The organism is Bacillus sp. 1780r2a1 (genome assembly GCA_024134725.1).
Classification (GTDB): Bacteria; Bacillota; Bacilli; order Bacillales; family Bacillaceae_H; genus Priestia; species Priestia aryabhattai_A.
Genome location: CP099863.1, coordinates 3,886,356 through 3,905,332 on the forward strand (window position 1 = coordinate 3,886,356; position 18,977 = coordinate 3,905,332).

An 18,977-nucleotide genomic window follows, 5' to 3' on the forward strand; every position below is an offset into this window, starting at 1 on the left:
TAATGCTTATGCTTCTTGCCCTACAGTTTCGTCTTCAATACCTAATTCTTTCTTAATCCAGTCATAGCCTTCTGCTTCTAAACGCTGAGCTAATTCAGGACCGCCTGATTTTACCACGCGACCTTGCATCATAACGTGAACATGGTCTGGTGTGATGTAGTTTAATAGACGTTGGTAGTGAGTGATCATTAAGCAACCAAAGTCGCTACCACGTAGCTCGTTGATTCCTTTTGATACTACTTTTAATGCATCGATATCTAAACCTGAATCAATCTCATCAAGGATTGCAATAGCAGGTTGTAACATCATTAATTGAAGGATTTCATTACGCTTTTTCTCTCCACCAGAGAAACCTTCATTTAAATAACGTTGTGCCATATCTTGATCCATTTCTAAGAAATCCATGTTTTTGTCTAGTTGACGGATAAATTTCATTAGTGAAATTTCATCGCCTTCTTCACGACGTGCATTAATTGATGAACGTAAGAAGTCTGCGTTTGTTACACCGCTAATTTCACTTGGGTATTGCATTGCAAGGAATAGACCTGCACGCGCACGCTCGTCCACTTCCATCTCAAGCACGTCTTCACCATCAAGTGTAATGCTACCTTGTGTTACTTCATATTTAGGGTGTCCCATAATTGCTGAAGATAAAGTCGATTTACCTGTACCGTTTGGACCCATGATTGCATGAATCTCTCCGCCTTTAACTTCTAAGTTAACACCTTTTAAAATCTCTTTGCCTTCAATTGACACATGAAGATCTTTAATGATTAAAGTTGAACCTGCCATACTAAAACCTCCAGTTATAGATGTATATACTAAAATCAGATATACCTATATCTTTTTAATTATTCTCATTTTATTCTCATTACAATCTTATAACAAATGAAAACTTATAGCAACCTTTTGCGATAAACGCTTTTCCCTTATATGTATACATATTTTAAACGTACAAAAAACGTTGCTTTCATAGGCATAACTAGCCTTTAAAGCAACGTCTGCTTATCATTTATATTTAGTGTGTTTGACGTTTTAACTCCTGCATGCATTCCTGTACTAACGTGACCGATTGACTCATCGCTGCTCCACCACCGAATGCTGCCGAAACACCACAAGCTTCTAGAATCTCTTGCTCAGTTGCTCCGTTATCTAGGCAACCTTTTGTATGATAAATCATGCAATATTCATCTTGAGCTACAACGCTAATTCCTAATGCAATAAGCTGCTTGTCTTTTTTAGAAATAGACCCTTCTTCAAAACAAGCCTCTGTGAAAGTGTTGAACGCTTCAGTCAACTTTGGAAGTTTTTCGCTGAATGTTCCAATTCCTACCTTATAGTTATGAAGTGCCTGTTCTGTTGAATGATTTGTTTCTTGTTGCATCTCTCTTGCCAACTCCATTCGTCATAGTTTTCCTCATTAGTATGGATGATACAAATCGGAGTTATACTTGACGATAAAAATAGAAAAAGTCGACCAGATCTAAACTAGTCGACTTTAATATATTACTCGTTTACAGGAAGCACCGCGCCTTTATACTTCTCTTCAATGAAATCTTGAATTTCTTTTGAATGAAGCACTTCTACTAATGCTTTTACTTCTTCTTTATTTTCATCACCTTTACGAACCGTGATGATGTTTGCATACGGATTGTTTTCCTTTGACTCTACAGCGATTGGGTCTTTAACAGGATCTAAACCAGCATCTAAAGCATAGTTTGCATTAATGACAACAGCATCACCTTCATTGTTGTTATAAACCTGAGGTAATAAACCACCTTCAACATCTGCTTTAAACGTTAGGTTTTTAGGATTTTCTACAATATCATCAAGCGTTGCATCTTGCTTTTTAACGCCTTCCTTCAACTTAACTACGCCTTCTTTTTCAAAAATTGAAAGAATACGACCTTGTTCTGCTACTGCATCACGCATAATTACCGTACCGTTTTTCGGAAGGTCTTTTAATGACTTGTATTTTTTAGAGTAGATACCAATTGGCTCGATATGAATCGCTCCTGCACTTACAAAATCATAATTAGGATTTTCTTCTAATACAGAGTCTAGATAAGGAATGTGCTGGAAGTAGTTTGCATCAATTTCTTTTCCATCTAATGCTGTATTAGGTAGAATATAATCTTGGAATGGTTTAATGTCTAACTCAATTCCTTTTTCCTCTAACAATGGTTTTGCTTCTTCTAAAATTTCAGCATGCGGAATATTTGACGCTCCAACCACAATTTTCTTCTCGTCTTCTGATGAATCTGAACCACTGCCTCCAGATGAACCACAAGCAGCTAAACCTAAAACTAAAGCAGATGATAAAGCAAATGTTGAAACCCATTTTTTCATAATATATTTCCTCCTCTTATCGTTTATCAATTTTAGATGTGATAAAATCACCAATGAACTGGATAATAAATACAATTACTAAAATTAAAACTGTCGCCACAAGGGTTACATCACTATTATTTCGCTGGAAGCCTTCTAAATATGCTAAGTTTCCTAAACCACCAGCTCCAACCGCTCCAGCCATTGCCGTATAGCCAATGAGTGCGATTGCTGTAACCGTCAAACCGGAAATCAAAGCAGGCATTGATTCTGGAAGCAGCACTTTAAAAATAATTGTGCTTGTTGTAGCTCCCATTGACTTTGCTGCTTCAATAACACCTTTATCAATTTCACGAAGGCCGATTTCAACCATACGCGCGTAAAACGGTGCTGCTCCAACAATAAGAGCTGGCAGTGCTGCTTCTGCTCCAAGCATCGTTCCTACAATCGCTTTTGTAAATGGAATGAGCAAAATCAGTAAGATGATAAATGGAATGGATCGAAAAATATTTACGAACGCTCCTATAATAATATTAACGAAGCGGTTTTCCCAAAGCTGTCCTTTGCCTGTTAAAAATAGAAGTAGGCCTAATATAATTCCTAATATAAAGGTAGCAACGACTGAGATACTTGTCATATACAGTGTTTCAATCGTTGCTGCGCTGAACTTATCATACGTTACGTTTGGAAATAATTCAGTTAGCATCCGTCATCACCTCAATTTCTACCTGTTGTTCACGGATGTACTCGATTACTTTATTAACCTCTACCTTTTCACCGTCTAAATGGATAAACAAAGTTCCGTAAGAGCCTGTTTGTGTATAAGAGACCTTCCCTTGTAAAATGTTAATCGTGACATCGAACGCTTTTAAAATACTCGTAATGAGCGGTTGCTCTGCTTTTCCACCTACAAATGTAAGCTGAACAATTTGACCACTCGGATAAAGTTCTTTCACCTGTTCAACTGTCTCAAACGTTTCTTCTGGCTCTGAGATTTGCTGTACAAATCGTTTTGTAATATTTTGCTGTGGTTTACGGAACACTTCAAGTACTTCTCCCTGTTCAACTACTTTCCCATTTTCCATCACGGCTACACGATGACAAATTTTACGGATAACGTGCATTTCATGAGTAATTAAAACAATCGTTAAACCTAACTTTTCATTAATATCAACTAACAAATCTAAAATTGAATCTGTTGTTTGTGGATCAAGTGCTGATGTTGCTTCGTCGCATAATAGAACTTTTGGGTTGTTGGCTAGCGCTCTTGCAATCCCTACACGCTGCTTTTGTCCACCGCTTAGCTGAGATGGATAGGCGTTTTCTCTCCCTTCCAATCCGACTAATTTAATAAGCTCGTTTACACGTTCTGCTCGTTTACCTTTAGAAACACCTGCAATTTCAAGCGGGAACGCAATATTTTCCTGAACGGTACGAGACCAAAGCAAATTAAAATGTTGGAAAATCATACTAATTTCCTGTCTAGCTTGTCTAAGCTTAGCACCCTTAACCTTTCCAATTTGGTTCCCTGCCACTTCGACAGTTCCAGAAGTAGGTGTTTCTAAACCATTTAATAAGCGAATAAGGGAGCTTTTCCCTGCCCCACTGTATCCAATGATACCGAAGATTTCACCTTTTGCTACTGACAAATTAACTTGATCAACAGCCGTAACTTTTCCACTTTTAGCATCATATATTTTTGTTACATCTTGTAACGTAATCATCTTCTTCACCTTCTTTGTTGACTTGCTCTGTCTGCTTAGTGTGTCCTTGCTTTTTGAAAATAAAAAAACCTTTCTACACATGAGCAGAAAGGTTTATGATTAAATCCTTTCTCTCATCTTTCAAAGCTTATGCTTTGCAGGAATTGGCACCATTTCAGTTAGTCTGACGGTTGCCGGGTTTCACAGGGCACAGTCCCTCCACCTCTCTTGATAAGAGTTAACGACAAATTATTAAAATTATTTTGTTTTCATTAAATATTCATTCATTTATGTTTGTGATTCTAGCATGTGTCAGAAAGGGTGTCAACAAAAATATGCATAGGATAATAATCCCATGCACACTTGTAAACAAATACTTATTTAGCTAAGACGTTCTATTACGTGTTCAACGGAGTGAAAAGCATAAAGCTTCTGTTTCATTTCGCCATTTTCAAATTCAATTAAGCATGGAACACTTTCAATTTCAAGCAAAGAAGCTTTAGCAGGCATATAATTTAAATTACTCATTCCAATTGTTAACTCTGGAATAACCGCCTCCGCTACTGTTAACATTTTTTTAGCTAATTGGCACGTTCCACAAAGGGGGGTATGAAAAAAAATGACGGTACGCTCGTCTTTATTTAGCTTTTCGTCTAGCTGCTCTTCTGTCCATTCTTCCATGTTATTCATCCTTCTATATTAAAAATTCTGCGTTAACATCTATATTAGCACTTAAGAGCACCGTAGCAATGTGATTTCTTGGTGCCGCCGCTACCTCGCGATACATTTTATCGATATAAAGGTGCTCCGCTTCTGGGAGTTCTTTTTTAAACTGTTTTCGTAATTTATTGCCAGAATCATCTGAATCGACTAAGATGTACACATCTTTATCATATGTGGAATCGATAATCTCATCTAGCTTTGACAAGCTAATGGTTCCATTTGTACAAATAATCTCAATAGGTTCATTAATAATGCTCTCGATTCTCTTTTTGTCAGACTTACCTTCTACAATAATTACTTTTTCAATTTCTATTAAACGCATCGTCATCACCTATAATTATCAGTTGTATAGTAACGTTATTCCTTTATGCTATACAATATTCGTTAATGTAACACAGTTCCCCTGTTTTTTAAAAGATTTTGCTGTAAAAAGAACATATATGGACTGTTTTTATTGAAGAATAGACTATTTTCGGTCATTTTAGACTGATGGCGCCAAACCTTATATGGTTGGCGCCATCACCCTTTCACGCAGAGATTTCATGCTAAATTTAGCACCAACCCTCTTCTGAATCACAGTCCGTATACTTTTGTGTAGTTCCAGTTTGGACGTCAGCATACTGATAAATCTTATTATTTTCCTGCGTGTAGCCTGACTCTAAATTGTATTCATTACCCGTTGCACCGTAATTCACATGGCCAATCGATTCTTTATCGACATACAATTGCATACCGTTTTCATGAAATTTTGCTGTAATTCGATCCGTTACGTCAACTTTTTTACGTTCAAACATAAAAAGACACCCCTTTAGCTTGTTTACTAAATAGAGTGCCCTTTTTGTTATAGGTACATGAAGACAAATTATGGATATACCAAATGAAATGTCTTAAGATGAAGTCAATTAACCTTCGTTAATCATTTCATCGTATTGTTCAGCTGTCATAAGTTTCTCAACATCTGCTGAATCAGCAGGCTTAATTACAACCATCCATGCTTTTTCATATGGAGACTCGTTTACAAACTCAGGATTGTCACTTAATTCTTCGTTTACTTCTACAACCTCACCGCTAATTGGTGCATATAGCTCTGATACTGTTTTTACAGATTCTACGCTACCAAACGGCTCATCTGCTTCAACTTTATCGCCAACTTCTGGAAGCTCAACAAATACAATGTCACCAAGTTCAGATTGAGCAAAGTGTGTAATTCCTACTCGGAAAACTTCTCCTTCGTTTTTTACCCACTCATGCTCTTCTGAATAACGCAACTCTTTTGGTGTACTCATCTTAATCCCTCCAATAAATTATGTATGCCGCTAACGAATAGCAACGACTACCTCTTATCAGTGTAACGTAAAAAGGAGGTTTTTTCTATTTGAATCCGCACAGAATTTTAAATTTATTTCCACGTTGTTTCAAATTCTTCTTCTTTAAATCCTACCGTTACTTTATCACCGTCAGTTAATAAAGGGCGCTTGATTAACATCCCATCAGATGAAAGGATTTCAAGTAATTCTTCATCACTTGCTGTTGCAACTTTGTCTTTTAAACCTAACTCACGATATTTCTTACCACTTGTGTTAAAAAACTTCTTTAATGGCAACCCGCTATTTTTATAGTAGCTAGTCAGCTGATCTTTTGTTGGGGGATTTTCAATAATATGAATTTCTTCATATGCCACCCCACTTTGATCTAGCCACTGCTTTGCTTTTCGGCATGTCCCACATTTAGGGTATGAATAAAATAATACGCTCATCATTTTTCCTCCTTTCTCTTTGCTTTTTCGTATTTTAACATATTCAACTTTAATTTACCTATTTTAGTTCTCACTTAAACAAAGAAAAGCTGTGTAAAGGAAGGTGTCTACCCCTCCTCTTTACACAGCACTTATTCCATACTTTAAAATTACACAATAAAGCGTTCTTCTTCCAATACAACCTTTGCAATTTCTCGTTTAACAGCAATAACGTTGACCGGCGTGTGACGAGTTAGCTTACGTAATGACGAAAGCATCATGCGTAGCGTATCTCCCTCTTCTACAGCAATAAGCGTTTCTTTTGCATCCGCTTCGATTTTATTGAATGCTTCTTGACAGAATACTTTTGTATAGTTTACTTTAAGCTGATTTTTTTCTTCTCCATTTTTCAAAATCGCTTTTTCTGTACGTAATACAGCTGATTCCATTGCATATACGTTGCTAATCATGTCAGAGATATTAACTAGAACTTCTTGTTCACCCTCAAGCTTTTTGCCATACTTTTGAGCTGCTAAACCAAGTAATAATAGCGCAATCTTTTTACCATTACGAACTAATAGTTTTGATTGATCTAACGCGCCTTCTCCAGCCTCTTCAGGCATTAGCATCATGAGCTCTTCCTGTAGTGACTGCGCTTTTTGAAGAAGCGGAAGTTCACCTTTTAAGGCTTTGCGTAAGTACGTTCCTGGCACCAATAAACGATTAATTTCGTTTGTCCCTTCAAAGATGCGATTGATTCTAGAATCACGGTATAAGCGTTCAATCTCATATTCACTCATAAAGCCGTAACCACCGTGAAGCTGAACTCCTTCGTCAACCAAATAATCTAGCACTTCCGTCGCAAATACCTTATTTAATGAACACTCGATGGCATACTCTGCAATTGAAGCAGCAATTTCTTTCCCATCTTTTTGTTGCTCTTCTGATAACTGACCCATTCTATCTTCAAAGAGACCTACTGTACGATAAACAGAGCTTTCAGAAGCGTATAATTTAGCTGCCATTGTTGCAATTTTCTCTTGTGTTAACGAAAACTTTGCAATTGGAGTCTTAAACTGTTGACGTTGATTCACGTATTCAGAAGTTAACTCCATGGCACGCTTACCAGCTCCTACTGCACCTACACCTAGCTTATAGCGGCCAATATTTAAGATATTAAACGCAATAATGTGCCCTTTTCCAATCTCTCCAAGTACGTTTTCTTTTGGCACATGTGCATCTTCTAAAATCAAGGTACGTGTGGAGGAACTCTTAATACCCATTTTCTTTTCTTCAGGACCAACAGACACACCTGCATAATCACGTTCGACGATAAATGCGGAAAATTGCTCTCCGTCTATTTTCGCATACACAACAAATACGTCAGCAAAGCCAGCGTTTGTAATCCATTGTTTTTCACCATTCAACACGTAGTGAGTTCCTTCTGCATTTAGACGAGCAACAGTTTTCGCTCCTAATGCATCAGAACCTGATCCTGGTTCTGTTAACGCATACGCTGCAATCTTACCTCCAGTTGCTAAATCTGGTAGATATTTTTGCTTTTGCTCTTCTGTTCCAAATAGCACGATTGGTAGAGAACCGATTCCAACATGTGCACCGTGTGTGATAGAGAATCCTCCTGCACGTGACATCTTTTCAGCAATTAATGCTGATGCAACCTTATCCAATCCAAGACCACCATACTCTTCTGGAACATCAGCTCCTAGTAATCCAAGGTCCCCAGCTTGCTTTAATAGTTTCACTGAGCGATCAAACTCATGTTTTTCTAAAAATTCTACTTGTGGTAGTACTTCGTTCTCAACGTATTCATCCGTTGTTTTAGCAATCATTTTATGCTCGCTTGTGAAATCCTCCGGTGTATATACTCGCTCTGCGGAAAGATCATTAATTAAAAAGCTACCACCTTTAATTGTTTGTTCCGTTTGATTTGCCATCTCCATATCCCCCTTATTTCATTAAGCTAATAGTTCAAATACACCAGCAGCGCCCATCCCGCCACCAATACACATCGTTACAACGCCAAACTGTTCATTTCTTCTCTTCATTTCATGTAATAAACTGAGCGTTAGTTTTGTACCGGTGCAGCCAAGTGGGTGACCTAGAGCAATTGCTCCACCGTTAACGTTCACGCGATCTTCATCGATGTTTAACTCACGAATAACACCTAATGCTTGAGATGCAAAGGCTTCATTCAACTCAAATAACCCAATATCTGAAAGCTCAAGCCCCGCTAATTTTAATGCTTTTGGAATCGCGGCTATCGGTCCAATTCCCATCACTTCCGGTGGAACACCACCAACTGCAAACGAGCGAAACTTCGCTATCGGACGAAGGCCTTCTGCTTCAGCCTGTTCACGATCCATCAGCATCACGGTTGCCGCTCCGTCGCTTGTTTGCGACGAGTTACCTGCCGTTACTGAACCCGTTACGGAAAATGCAGGTCGTAGTTTACTTAAGATTCCGGCTGTTGTTCCCTCACGTACGCCTTCATCCTGTGAAAAGACAACCTTGTTTTCTTCCAGCTTATTTTTACTGTTTAAACGTCTCATTGTCACTTCAACAGGAACAATTTCATCTTTAAACTTACCTTCCTGAAGAGCTTGAGCTGCTTTTTGATGACTTCTTACAGCAAATGCATCTTGGTCTTCTCGTGAAATTCCATACTTTAAAGCAACTTGCTCTGCTGTATGTCCCATTCCCATATAATATTCAGGTGCATTTTCTACTAGCTGTATGTTTGGACGCGCAACGTTGCCAAACATTGGAACCATACTCATCGATTCTGCTCCTCCAGCCAATACAGTTTTGGCCTGCCCTAACATAATACGCTCTGCTCCGTAGGCAATACTTTGTAAGCCTGAAGAGCAATAACGATTGATTGTGATAGCAGGGACCGTGTATGGGAGCCCGGCTAATGCTCCGATATTACGGGCCATATTCAAACCTTGTTCAGCTTCTGGCATCGCACATCCGATAATTAAATCGTCAATTGGTCCTTCATAGCCTCCGGCTCTTCTTAGCGTTTCCTTTACCGTAATTGCACCTAAATCATCAGGACGAACCGTAGCAAGCGTCCCCTTTTTCGCTTTTCCAACCGGTGTTCTTGCACCAGCTACAATTACCGCTTCTCTCATTCCTTCTCCCCCTTAGTTACGCAATGGCTTCCCTTTTACTAGCATGTGTTGCATACGTTGCTGAGACTTCATCTCTCCCACTAGGCTCAAGAATGCTTCTCTCTCTAAGTCTAGTAAATAATCTTCATCCACTTTTGTTCCGTAAGGTACGCGTCCACCAGCAATTACAAATGCTAGCTTCTTTGCAATCTCATAATCATGATCTGAAATAAATCCTGAATATTTCATTGATTGGGCACCTAGCAATAAAGTTGCATAGCCAGTCTCACCAACTACAGGCACTTTTTGGCGAACTGGTGGCTCATAGCCAGCTTGTGATAATGACAGAACAGACTGTTTTGCTTCTTCAAGCAAATGATCTTGGTTTAAGGTAATACCGTCCTGATGGTTTAAGAAATTTAGTTCTCTTGCATGAAGAGCAGAACTAGAGACTTTAGCTGTCGCAATAGTTTCAAACGTTTTATTTGCAATCTGCTGCAAATCTAAGTTCACATCATTTGGAAGACCTTGTAACTGCTTTAGATAAAGCTCTTTATTTCCACCACCACCTGGAATTAAGCCAACTCCAACTTCAACTAACCCCATATATGTTTCAGCAGATGCCTGAATTTTAGCAGTTGGTAAACAAATCTCCGTTCCTCCACCAAGCGTCATTGCAAATGGTGCGGCAACGACAGGCTTTTCATTGTATTTCACTTTCATCATCGCCTGTTGAAATTGACGAATTACAAATTCAATTTCAAAGAAATTATCGTCTTGAGCTTCCATCAAAATCATAGCTAGATTCGCGCCAACGCAGAAGTTTTTACCTTGGTTTCCAATAACTAAACCTCTATAATTTCGATTCACTTCCTCTAACGATTCATTTAAGAGCTGAACAATATCTAAGCCAATGGAATTATTTGGTGATGTGAACTGTAAGCATGCTACGTCGTCTCCTAAATCAATTAGACTTGCGCCACTGTTCTTTTTAATAACTTTATCCTGTGCTTTTAAAGCTGATAGGTGGACAACTTTTTTGTTCTCTACAACCGGCTTATACTCATTGTGATCATAATAAATTTTTTGCCCATCTAACTCCTTATAAAATGCAGAAAATCCGTTTTCTTTCATCTCCTGAATCCAACCCGGCATTTCTAATCCTTCAGCTTCCATTTTTTCAATAGCGGCATTAAATCCAATTGCATCCCATGTTTCAAACGGTCCGTAATCCCAGCCAAATCCCCACTTCATCGCTTGGTCAATAGCGACGATATCATCAGCAATTTCTCCTTTTAACTGTGCTGAATAAAGCAGTACCGGGCTAATGATTTTCCATAAAAATGCCCCTGCGCGGTCATCTGAATATAGAAGCGCTTTCATTTTATTGGAGAACCCTTTTGCTTGTTTACTCAATTCCACACTAGTAGTTCTAAGCTTTTGACGTTCTTCATACTGTAACGTATCCGGGTTTAATTCTAAAATCTCTTTACCTTTTTTCAAGAAAAATCCTTGACCAGATTTACTTCCCAGCCAACCCTTTTGCTGCATGACTTTCATAAATGCAGGAATGGTAAAAACATCTTTTTCTTTTCCATCTACTTTATCGTAAACGTTATTAGCAACGTGAATAAACGTATCCAGCCCTACAACATCAAGCGTTCGAAACGTAGCACTTTTTGGTCTTCCAATGAGTGGCCCCGTAATCGAATCCACTTCACCGACGCTATAACCACCTTTAAGCATTTCTTGAACCGTTACTAGCAAACCATAAGTCCCAATTCGATTGGCGATAAAGTTAGGGGTATCTTTGGCAAGGACAACGCCTTTTCCAAGAACGTTTTCACCAAAGCCTTTCATATATTGAACAACTTCTTCTTTTGTATCTTTAGTAGGAATAACTTCTAATAATTTCAAATAACGAGGCGGATTAAAGAAATGTGTGCCTAAAAAATGTGCTTTAAAATCGTTCGATCGACCGTTTGCCATCGCTTCAACTGAAATACCTGAAGTATTTGAACTGATAATAGTACCAGGCTTTCTTACTGCATCGATTTTTTCAAAAAGCTGCTTTTTGACATCTAATCGCTCTACAATAACTTCAATAATCCAGTCACATTGGCTTAACTTTTCAAGATCATCTTCTAAATTCCCTGCCTTAATAAAAGAAACACGTGATTTGGCCATTAAAGGTGCTGGCTTTTGCTTAGCTAAATTTTTTAGTGCAGTTAAGCTCATTCGGTTACGTACCTGTGGACTTTCTAGCGTCAGTCCATTTTTTGTTTCTTCTGCATTTAATTCACTAGGCACGATATCCAATAGCAAGGTTTCGATTCCCACATTTGCTAAATGTGCTGCAATTCCAGATCCCATTACGCCTGAGCCAATTACAGCGGCTTTCTTAATTTTAAAGCTCATTCTTATATCCCCCTCTATACATTGAATGAATAGTCATTCATTTTATAATTAAAAAAAAGAGAGCTACTTTTAATCTCTGATACTACTATAAAACACTTTTTAAATTTTCGCAATATACGAACATCATTATTTGCAACTATTTTTTATCTCTTTGGTTATATTAAGGCCAGGAGGTGATATCATGTCACGCTTAAAAAAAGACCCTTCATCCGCAGGTGTAAGCGCAGCTAGCGTTAAAGGAAATGCTGGCCCAACACAAGAAGTTCATAACCACGGTAAAAAAACATCTCAGAATCAACAATACGGAAAACAAAATATGCAGGATAACTAAGCTACAGATCGAACAAGGAAATACCGTCTTGTTCGATTCTTTTCATGAAGGTTATTTTTTCACAATGCCTTTTAAAATAAAAGCTACATTCGCTGGGCGCTCAGCTAACCTTCTCATAAAATACCCGTACCAATCCTTTCCGTACGGTACATATACACGCATCTTATATCCTTCTTTCCTTAACTGCTTTTGACGCTCAGGTCGAATGCCAAATAGCATTTGAAATTCAAATTGATCACGCGGAATATCATGAATGACTGCTAACTTCTTTGCATACTCAATAATCTGATCATCATGCGTTGCAATGGCGGTGTAGTGGCCATTAAGCAAATGTACTTTAATAATGTTCTTAAAGCTATCATCTACATCAATTTTATCTGGGAAGGCAACCGCTGCGGATTCCTTATATGCTCCTTTTACTAACCTTAAGTTTGGAGCGTATTCACTTAAATTTTTGATATCTTGTTCCGTTCGATATAAGTACGCTTGAAGCACAGTGCCAACATTGTCATAACGCTTTTTAAGCTCCTTAAAGATATTAATCGTCTTTCCGCAACGCTGGTAATCTTCCATATCGATTGTAACGAATACATTGTATTGCTTTGCTTCCTTCAAAATATATTCCATATTTTTCATCACTAAATCTGTCGAAATATCTAAACCCATTGACGTTAACTTTAATGAAAGCTGAGAACTAAGCTTCTCATCGTGAATGCGTCGGATTGCTTGGATACAATGTTCCGTCATATAAGCAGCTTCTTCCTCCGTTGTAACAAATTCACCCAGATGATCAACTGTAACTTCAAGCCCTTGTTCATTTAATTCACGCACCACGTCCACTGCTCCATCAATCGTCTCACCTGCTACAAAACGCGCGGCTCCAAAGCGTAAGCCATAATGCTTCGCTAGCTTTGTTAACATTTTATTTTGAGATAAAAACAAAAAAAAGTTGCGCATTGATTGTTCCATAGCATTTCCCCCGATTTTTCTTCCCTTATATTAAATCTGCAATTCCTTACCGAACCATGTAATATAGCAGTTATTATACACTTTAACATTTTTTTGAAAATAGAGATACATTCAAGCAGTAACTTATCGTCTTTTCTTTACTAGTATATGTACCTGATTTTTGTCCGGTTCTGCAATTTATTTAGACAAAAAAGCTCATATTGTCATATATGAGCTTTTAGCTTTTGCTTTCACGAAGCTGTTCATTTAAACTTTTTATTTCTTTAATTAGTTCGATCATCTCTTGCTTAGCCTCAGGATATTGATGATTCCAATGCTTGATTAACGGTGGCATTGACTTTGAAATATACGTATACAAAGCCCACTTTTCAATCTTATCCTTTAAATCTGAATTCGTTTCCCCCACCATAAGCTCTGTATATTTCTCTAGAAGCACATCAAATTTCTCGTTAAACTCTTTATCCATAAATTGACGCCTCCTTGAATTTTGCTCGACATAAAATGGGACAGCTTTTACAATACTTTTTCTTGCCGGCCAGCTGATAGGATAGACAGCACGTTTGGCGACTTTCTCTTCGCGCATAGCACTTTAACGGATTGACTTCATATTGCCCAAATTGATCACCCGTTGCTTCATAGAAAAGGTAAGTGAAGTCTGTTTCTAACTGATGCTGATTGACACTGCTATCTTCTTTTAATTGATCATATAACCAAAGAATATAAACAGCAATGTTTTCCCACAGCACTCTTTTTGAGATACCTGTATATTGATTAAGCGCATCCCAGATTGGCTCAAACCCTTTAGAAAAGAGTTCAGTCACTATTTCTTTTCGTTCTTCGTTCCGATTCGCTACGTCAACTTGGGTAATGGCTTGTTTTATATAATAGACTTGAGGTAACCACAATCCATCGTCTTCACACTCTGCCTGTAAAGAGAGGTGCTGCACGTCTACTCTTTTTTGACATACTGAAAAAGCATATAAGCAGCCTGCGGCTACAAAGCCGAGCCTTTTTGCAAAAATAGAAGCGACCACTCTGAAGTTGGGCGCTTCTATCTTATTTTGAATAAACGAGAGAGCATTTTCGACCTTCCGCTCATCAGCAAGCTCAGCTAGCTTCATCTCATAGGCTGACGTTTGTATAAAAGTAGCTCTAAACTTCTCTTCGAACGCTTTCTGTTCTTTTGTGTTAAGCATGCTGAAGTCCAGCCCCAACCTTTTGAACCACACATCTTCCTCTACCGTGCGGAATACAAAGCGGTGTACCAAAAAGCGGGTCAACCGTTACTTCACAATTCATATTAAACACGTTACGAACCAGCTGACACGTAATCACTTCTTCAGGTTTTCCCTGCGCATAAATTTGTTTGTCCTGAAGTGCTACAATATGATGCGCATAGCGACATGCTAAATTTAAATCATGTAAAACCATTACAATTGTTCGTTCCTCTTTTTCATTTAGTTCAAATAGCAAATCAAGAATTTCAATTTGATGAGTCATATCCAAATACGTTGTGGGTTCGTCAAGTAAGATAATATCCGTATCTTGAGCAAGAGTCATAGCAATCCAAGCACGTTGCCTTTGTCCTCCAGATAAAGAATCTACTTGACGATCAGCTAAATCACTTAGTCCTGTTGATTCTAGAGCTTTTTGAACTTTTTCTTCGTCTTCCTTCGACCATTGGCGAAACCAATTTTGGTAAGGATAACGCCCTTGCTTTACAAGCTGTAAAACCGTAAGACCCTCAGGTGCTACCGGTCCTTGTGGTAGAATAGCTAACTGCTTAGCAATTTCTTTTGTTGGTAATGATGATATTTTAGATCCCTCTAACAAAACTGAGCCTGTTTGTGGCTTTAAAAGCCGAGCAAGTGAACGCAAAAGCGTTGACTTGCCACAGCCATTACTTCCGATAAAGACCGTAATCTCCCCTTTAGGAATCTTCAAATCTAATTCATTGATAATCATTGTTTCTCCGTATGATAAGCTTAACGACTTTGTTTCTAATGAATGCATGACTTTCACTCCTTTTTGAAAAGATTACGTTCAGACGTTCCGCTGCTTATATAATAAGTAAATAAAATATGGGGCTCCAATTGCTGCTGTGAAAACACCTGCTGGTATTTCAAGTGGTAAAAAGAACGTTCTTCCGACTAAATCTGCAGCTACAATTAAAATTGCACCAATCAGTGCCGATAATGGAAGCAACGCTCCAAACGACGAACCAACGAGACGGCGAGCAATATGAGGAGCTAATAGCCCAACAAAGCTAATACCTCCAGCAAACGCGACGGCGGTACCCGTTAGTGCCGTACTCATTACAAGCAGCAGTAAACGATTTTTTTGAACGTGACTTCCTACATTAGTGGCAACTTCTTCCCCTAGCTCTTGAATATTGAGATTACGAACCATAATTAATGCAAGAATCATTAAAACAGCAGTAATTGGTGCAATCGTATATACATTTGCCCAGTTTGATCCATAGACACTGCCAGTAATCCAAATGTTAGCTTGGCTCGCTTGATAGATTGGACCCATAATCATAAATAATGTTGTCATCGCCTTGGTCAAAGCGGTTAAACCGATACCAATCAATACTAAAGTAATGGGTGATACACCATTTCGCCAAGCAAAGATATAAAGCAAGATTGCTACAATTAAAGCGCCTAAAAATGCGCTGAGCGGTAACCAATGAATGCTAACTGTTAGGGAGTTTTTTTCGTCGCTAAATAATGCTAAAAATAACACCACTCCAACAGAAGCTCCTCCTGTTAAACCAATGAGGTCTGGTGATGCCAAAGGGTTACGAACAAGGCCTTGAAGAATAGCTCCCGCTGCTGCTAAGCAAATCCCTGCACAGATAGCGACAAGAATACGAGGTAGCCTAAATGATGTGACTACTAATTTTTCAAACTCAAGGCCTTGACCAAATAAAATTCCTATAATTTTAAATGGACCAATGAATAATTCACCCATTCCAGCGCTTAATAAAAAGAGCGCACACAGTAGCAAAGTACAGATTGAAATAATAGCTGTAGCTTTTATATTAAGTAAAAAAGAAAAGTTTTTTAAACGAATTGGTTGGTACTTCTTCATGCTTTAGCCCCCTTCCTTGCTAAATAAATAAAGAATGGGGTTCCAATAAAAGCAGTCATAACACCAACGGGAATTTCTTCAGGCATAATAACATAGCGAGCTGCAATATCTGCAATTAATAGCAAAATTCCACCTGCTACTGCGCTATAAGGAAAAATCCAACGATAGTCGTGGCCCACAAATGCTCTTACGATATGAGGAATAATAATACCAACAAAGCTAATAGGGCCTGCAATGGCAACAGCTCCTCCTGCCAAGATGGCAATGAGTATACCTGCTGTTAGTTTGACAGCAATGGTTCGCTGCCCTAAACTCCTCGCCACATCTTCACCCATATTTAAAATATTTATTTTTCCTGCCATAATAAAGGACGCGATAACGGCGACCGCAATATAAGGTAGCACACTATATAAGACTTCTAACTTACGCCCTTGCACTGAACCTGCCAGCCAGTATAGTACTTGATCTAGTGCAGTTTCATCTAATACGAGTAAGCCCTGTGTTAAAGAAGAAAAAAATGCAGCGATGGCTGCCCCAGCCAGCGTCATTTTTATAGGCGTTAGCCCTTCTTTACCGATAGAGCCTAAGAAATAAACTGCTACAACAGTTAAAGCCGCTCCAATAAATGCAACCCACGTAAAAGCTTGCAGGGAATTCACTGAAAAAATCATAATGGCAACAACAATGAAAAAACCTGCCCCAGCATTCACACCAAGAATATCAGGAGAAGCAAGCGGATTTTTCGTTAATGCTTGCATCATTGCACCTGCAATTCCAAGACATGCACCCACCACTGCACCTATTAGAGCACGTGGCAATCGTACATTTTGTATAACTAAGTGTTCGTTTGAACCATCGAACGACTGAAACGCATTGATAGCTGTTTTTATATTTGTATCTGTATAGCCTAAGATAATGCTTAAACCGATACAAATTAGTAGAATGACCATACTTAAAATTAAACCCGTTACTCTCATTTTTCTGTTTTGCAAAATCATCTTCATTGCTCCTCTAAGGTAGCCTATTTCACTATTACTTTCTTTTAGTTTAGGGAACATTAAAATAAGTGTCAATGACTTTGATAATCATTTTCAACTTTTTATTGACAGCCCTTACTTTTTGAAATATTATCATAGTTGTAATTGAAAATCATTATCAATCATACATAGGGGGTTCATTAAATGAAAGCGTCTAAGGTGAAATATTTATTCTCACTGATGGCTGTAATGGTTCTTGTTTTCTTAGCAGCTTGCGGTAACTCATCATCTGAAGGTGAAAAAGAAAACAAAGATAGCGCAGCAAAGGATCAGTCTTATACAATTAAACACGCAATGGGTGAAACAGAGATTGAAGGAACACCTAAACGTGTTGTTATTTTAACAAATGAAGGTACGGAAGCACTATTAGCTATGGGTGTTAAGCCAGTCGGAGCAGTAGAGTCTTGGTTAGGAAACCCTTGGTATGACCATATTAAAGACAAGATGGAAGGTGTTAAAAGCGTAGGTACTGAAAGTGAGCCTAGCCTTGAAACGATTGCATCTTTAAAGCCAGACTTAATTATTGGTAACAAAATGCGTCAAGAAAAAGTGTATGATCAATTAAGCCAAATTGCACCAACCGTTTTTGCTGAAGAGTTACGAGGCGACTGGAAAGAAAACTTTAAGCTTTACTCAAAAGCAGTGAACAAAGAAGATGAAGGTAAAAAAGTATTAGCTGACTTTGATAACCGAGTAGCTGATTTAAAAGAAAAACTTGGAGATCAAAAGAAAGAAGAAATTTCAGTTGTACGCTTTACGGCTGGAGATGTACGTATTTATCATAAAGATTCATTTTCTGGTGTCATTCTAGATCAACTTGGCTTTGCTCGTCCTGAATCACAGAATAAAAGCGACTTTGCAGAAATGAACGCAACAAAGGAACGAATTCCTGCGATGGACGGAGATAAGATATTCTACTTCTCATACGAAACTGGTGATGGCGAAGCAACAAAAGTAGCTAAAGAATGGACAAACGATCCGTTATTTAAGAACCTAAACGCATCTAAAACAGATAGCGTATATCCAGTAGAAGATGCAATTTGGAACACTGCAGGTGGCGTATTAGCTGCAAATGAAATGCTAGATGATATTGAAAAAGTATTTTTAGGTGAAAAATAAACAACAGGACAGCCTTTACAGAAAGGCTGTCTCTTTTTTTGTGCATATATCCTTCCCTACTCACACAAACTGAGAAAGAAGTTTATTTCACTATGGAAAGGAAGATACACTATGAATAAAAATGAAAATGAAAACCAAAACCAAAAGCAAATCAAACCAGTTAATACAAATGATTTAGCAGGACGCCAGTTTAAGTCTGAAGACTATAAAAATAGTGATGAAGTATCTCAAGGTCTTGCTGAAACGCATGAACAAATGAGTGATACTTACCAAGAAGGTACGGTTGAAGATACAAATCGTTAATGCTAAAAAGACGCTTTCTAGCGTCTTTTTTCCTTTCCCTTCCCTTCTCTCTTACTTTTTCCAAGCTCAAAATTACTAGTGACA

Annotated in this window: 22 protein-coding genes and 1 riboswitch; of the genes, 3 read left to right on the forward strand and 19 right to left on the reverse strand. The window is 38.2% G+C overall.

Annotated features, from left to right (window positions below; all coding sequences use genetic code 11):
- Positions 1-6: 6 nt before the first annotated feature.
- The 13 genes from sufC to NIZ91_19745 all read right to left on the reverse strand — a co-directional run bounded on the left by sufC (position 7) and on the right by NIZ91_19745 (position 12,041).
- Positions 7-792: a Fe-S cluster assembly ATPase SufC gene (gene sufC, locus NIZ91_19685; GenBank protein USY54895.1), complete on the reverse strand. Its 786-nt coding sequence runs from the start codon at positions 790-792 to the stop codon at positions 7-9.
- A 226-nt stretch (positions 793-1,018) separates the two neighbouring features.
- Complete coding sequence (locus NIZ91_19690) at positions 1,019-1,384, reverse strand: carboxymuconolactone decarboxylase family protein (protein ID USY57243.1); 366 nt, start codon at positions 1,382-1,384, stop codon at positions 1,019-1,021.
- A gap of 122 nt (positions 1,385-1,506) precedes the next feature.
- A complete protein-coding gene (locus tag NIZ91_19695; protein ID USY54896.1) occupies positions 1,507-2,349 on the reverse strand; it encodes a MetQ/NlpA family ABC transporter substrate-binding protein in 843 nt (280 codons plus the stop codon).
- Between the two features lie 16 nt (positions 2,350-2,365).
- Positions 2,366-3,034, reverse strand: a complete 669-nt coding sequence (locus NIZ91_19700; protein USY54897.1) for an ABC transporter permease — start codon at positions 3,032-3,034, stop codon at positions 2,366-2,368.
- Positions 3,024-4,052, reverse strand: a complete 1,029-nt coding sequence (locus NIZ91_19705) for a methionine ABC transporter ATP-binding protein (GenBank protein ID USY54898.1) — start codon at positions 4,050-4,052, stop codon at positions 3,024-3,026. The genes NIZ91_19700 and NIZ91_19705 overlap by 11 nt, the downstream gene beginning before the upstream one ends.
- Positions 4,053-4,162: 110 nt before the next feature.
- Positions 4,163-4,269, reverse strand: a riboswitch (SAM riboswitch).
- 143 nt (positions 4,270-4,412) lie between these two features.
- Positions 4,413-4,712: a thioredoxin family protein gene (locus NIZ91_19710; GenBank protein USY54899.1), complete on the reverse strand. Its 300-nt coding sequence runs from the start codon at positions 4,710-4,712 to the stop codon at positions 4,413-4,415.
- A gap of 13 nt (positions 4,713-4,725) precedes the next feature.
- Positions 4,726-5,076 (reverse strand): toprim domain-containing protein, encoded by a 351-nt coding sequence (locus NIZ91_19715; GenBank protein ID USY54900.1) that lies wholly within the window; start codon positions 5,074-5,076, stop codon positions 4,726-4,728.
- A gap of 229 nt (positions 5,077-5,305) precedes the next feature.
- Positions 5,306-5,548 carry a YusG family protein gene (locus NIZ91_19720; GenBank protein ID USY54901.1) on the reverse strand — a complete coding sequence of 81 codons (243 nt, stop codon included), beginning with the start codon at positions 5,546-5,548 and terminating at the stop codon, positions 5,306-5,308.
- A 108-nt stretch (positions 5,549-5,656) separates the two neighbouring features.
- Positions 5,657-6,040 carry a glycine cleavage system protein GcvH gene (gene gcvH, locus NIZ91_19725; protein ID USY54902.1) on the reverse strand — a complete coding sequence of 128 codons (384 nt, stop codon included), beginning with the start codon at positions 6,038-6,040 and terminating at the stop codon, positions 5,657-5,659.
- A gap of 113 nt (positions 6,041-6,153) precedes the next feature.
- Positions 6,154-6,510 (reverse strand): arsenate reductase family protein, encoded by a 357-nt coding sequence (locus NIZ91_19730; GenBank protein ID USY57244.1) that lies wholly within the window; start codon positions 6,508-6,510, stop codon positions 6,154-6,156.
- Positions 6,511-6,659: 149 nt separating this feature from the next.
- On the reverse strand, positions 6,660-8,444 hold the full coding sequence (locus NIZ91_19735; GenBank protein ID USY54903.1) for an acyl-CoA dehydrogenase family protein: 1,785 nt from the start codon (positions 8,442-8,444) through the stop codon (positions 6,660-6,662).
- Positions 8,445-8,465: 21 nt separating this feature from the next.
- A complete protein-coding gene (locus NIZ91_19740) occupies positions 8,466-9,644 on the reverse strand; it encodes an acetyl-CoA C-acetyltransferase (protein USY54904.1) in 1,179 nt (392 codons plus the stop codon).
- Between the two features lie 12 nt (positions 9,645-9,656).
- Positions 9,657-12,041 carry a 3-hydroxyacyl-CoA dehydrogenase/enoyl-CoA hydratase family protein gene (locus tag NIZ91_19745; protein ID USY54905.1) on the reverse strand — a complete coding sequence of 795 codons (2,385 nt, stop codon included), beginning with the start codon at positions 12,039-12,041 and terminating at the stop codon, positions 9,657-9,659.
- 181 nt (positions 12,042-12,222) lie between these two features.
- On the opposite strand from NIZ91_19745, the gene NIZ91_19750 reads away from it, so the two are divergent.
- Entirely contained in the window at positions 12,223-12,372 is a 150-nt protein-coding gene (locus NIZ91_19750) for a YuzL family protein (GenBank protein USY54906.1), read from the forward strand.
- 51 nt (positions 12,373-12,423) lie between these two features.
- Here NIZ91_19750 and NIZ91_19755 read toward each other — a convergent pair whose 3' ends face one another.
- The 6 genes from NIZ91_19755 to NIZ91_19780 form a co-directional block, all read right to left on the reverse strand.
- Positions 12,424-13,341 (reverse strand): proline dehydrogenase, encoded by a 918-nt coding sequence (locus NIZ91_19755; GenBank protein ID USY54907.1) that lies wholly within the window; start codon positions 13,339-13,341, stop codon positions 12,424-12,426.
- A gap of 217 nt (positions 13,342-13,558) precedes the next feature.
- Complete coding sequence (locus NIZ91_19760; GenBank protein ID USY54908.1) at positions 13,559-13,807, reverse strand: YusU family protein; 249 nt, start codon at positions 13,805-13,807, stop codon at positions 13,559-13,561.
- Complete coding sequence (fhuF, locus tag NIZ91_19765) at positions 13,800-14,537, reverse strand: siderophore-iron reductase FhuF (protein USY54909.1); 738 nt, start codon at positions 14,535-14,537, stop codon at positions 13,800-13,802. Before fhuF ends, NIZ91_19760 begins: the two co-directional genes overlap by 8 nt.
- Complete coding sequence (locus NIZ91_19770; protein ID USY54910.1) at positions 14,530-15,354, reverse strand: ABC transporter ATP-binding protein; 825 nt, start codon at positions 15,352-15,354, stop codon at positions 14,530-14,532. The genes fhuF and NIZ91_19770 overlap by 8 nt, the downstream gene beginning before the upstream one ends.
- A gap of 30 nt (positions 15,355-15,384) precedes the next feature.
- The gene (locus tag NIZ91_19775; protein ID USY54911.1) at positions 15,385-16,434 is read right to left on the reverse strand and encodes an iron ABC transporter permease; all 1,050 of its coding nucleotides are present in this window, start codon (positions 16,432-16,434) and stop codon (positions 15,385-15,387) included.
- On the reverse strand, positions 16,431-17,432 hold the full coding sequence (locus tag NIZ91_19780) for an iron ABC transporter permease (GenBank protein USY54912.1): 1,002 nt from the start codon (positions 17,430-17,432) through the stop codon (positions 16,431-16,433). Before NIZ91_19780 ends, NIZ91_19775 begins: the two co-directional genes overlap by 4 nt.
- A 183-nt stretch (positions 17,433-17,615) precedes the next feature.
- Between NIZ91_19780 and NIZ91_19785 the strand changes: the two genes are divergently transcribed.
- Entirely contained in the window at positions 17,616-18,590 is a 975-nt protein-coding gene (locus tag NIZ91_19785) for an iron-siderophore ABC transporter substrate-binding protein (protein USY54913.1), read from the forward strand.
- 111 nt (positions 18,591-18,701) lie between these two features.
- Positions 18,702-18,893: a YozQ family protein gene (locus NIZ91_19790; GenBank protein USY54914.1), complete on the forward strand. Its 192-nt coding sequence runs from the start codon at positions 18,702-18,704 to the stop codon at positions 18,891-18,893.
- Positions 18,894-18,977: the final 84 nt, after the last annotated feature.